Annotated in this window: 1 protein-coding gene; it reads right to left on the bottom strand. The window is 34.8% G+C overall.

Annotation, left to right across the window (positions count from 1 at the left end):
• Positions 1–146 precede the first annotated feature (146 nt).
• Positions 147–1772: group II intron reverse transcriptase/maturase (ltrA, locus tag QRN68_RS23455; protein WP_285399592.1), on the bottom strand; the 1626-nt coding region annotated here is incomplete at its 5' end.

The following is a 1772-nucleotide window of genomic DNA, read 5'->3' as shown; positions in this document are numbered from 1 at the left end:
TTGATACAGATAGGTAAGCTTTTGAAGTTATCGCCAGCTTTTCCCCCTGTTCACACCGTACGTGCGACTTTCATCGCATACGGCGTTCCAACTAATCCAATTTATTCTTTCTATATCTTAAGCAGACGAGTGCTTTTCTTCCATTATTAGATTATTTCATTGTTACATTTCAGTCGTAAATTATTTACTTTTACTATTTGCTTATTCGAAAGCTTTACAGCTTTTAAGAGCGTTTTAATTTTTGCCTGGTCTTTCAAATGTATAAGTTGATGTATAGCCTTATTCAAAATTATTAAGTTCGAATAACTATCATCTTTTGAAATGTTAAACGGATTAATATGATGACAATGCCAATCATTAATACCTAATTCTTCACCTAAAATGGCGCATTTGCCATACTGGGCAATGAACTTACTGATTCTGTTGTCGTTGTACTCAATAGATCTATTTGGAATGTAGTTTCTCATGATGTGAGAAAGAGTATTTTTATTGATAGCCCTTAGGCTATTATGAATTTTTGCTCTTCCTTCGACTGTAAAATTACAAATTATTTGTGAAAAACATAGTGTCTTTCCCCATCGTTGTGCATGGATAGGGACAAAAACCATGTTCTGTATCTTATACAGTTTAGCCTCGTATCCCTTGTACCTCTTCTGTAAAGTCTTAGTCATCTCATGGAACCTCGCCTCGGTTCTAATATTCTTTAATTGATTGTATAACGTCTTGCGTAGATGGAGATTTAACTCATTCAGATTAATTGTAATTTGAGTTGCAGCTGAGTAATAGTTTTGGATTCCCATCACAACGGTATTAAAATTCCAAACTGTCTGAATACAAGGCTTTCTCTTGATTACCCTTATGGCTTCTTTTATCTTTTGGAAAGCATTTGCTTTAGCCTTTTTCGACATATCAGACTTTGCTACATAACCAAATCTGGTCTTACCCTTTCTTATAGCTTTTATTGAAAAGCCTAGAAACTCTGATGAGTTTTTCTTTAAATTAACAACCTTTGATTTTTCTTCACTTAACTCCAAATGAAGCCTTATTCTCAAGAAGTCTTTCAGTGCGTAGTTCATTTTTATTGCGTTTGACCTAGTTCGGCACATTACTTTAAAATCGTCCGCATATCGGACGATGAAGCACTCTTTTAAAGCTGTTTTCTTTAAATGCTGATATTTACTGCCATTGGTGGAGTATGTATATCTGCTTTCAAACGTTTCCCATTGGTTACTAACCCACCAATCCAATTCATTTAATACAATGTTGGATAATAACGGTGACAGAATTCCTCCTTGCGGAGTACCTTTTGTAGGAATACCCTCTCCTTCAATCTCTGCTTTTAATAGCCTAGATATAATAGAAAGGAGTGATTTATCCCTTATGCCTAGAGACCACATTTGTTTTAAAAGCTTACTATGATTAACATTATCAAAGAAACCCTTAATATCTACATCAACACAATGATGAAGCCCAGTTTGATTGATAAGGAACTCAAGTCTAGCTTTCGCATGATGAGTGCTGCGATTCGGTCTAAACCCATAACTATGTTTATGGAATTTTGCTTCGCAAATTGGCTCTAAAATTTGAAGTATGCATTGTTGAAAGATTCTATCCCAAATCGTTGGTATCCCCAAAGGTCTAGTTTTATCCTTTCCTTTAGGAATAAGAACCCGTCTTACTGGCTGTGGTTCATACCATTTAAACATAGCTTGAACTCTTGCTATTACATCTTCCACAGTTAAATGCAAGATATCATTAATTGTTAATTTATC

Origin of the sequence: Lysinibacillus sp. fls2-241-R2A-57 (genome assembly GCF_030209535.1) — a bacterium.
Lineage (GTDB): Bacteria > Bacillota > Bacilli > Bacillales_A > Planococcaceae > Lysinibacillus.
The sequence above is the reverse complement of the archived record's forward strand: the minus strand, read 5'-3'. Positions and strand labels throughout refer to the sequence as shown.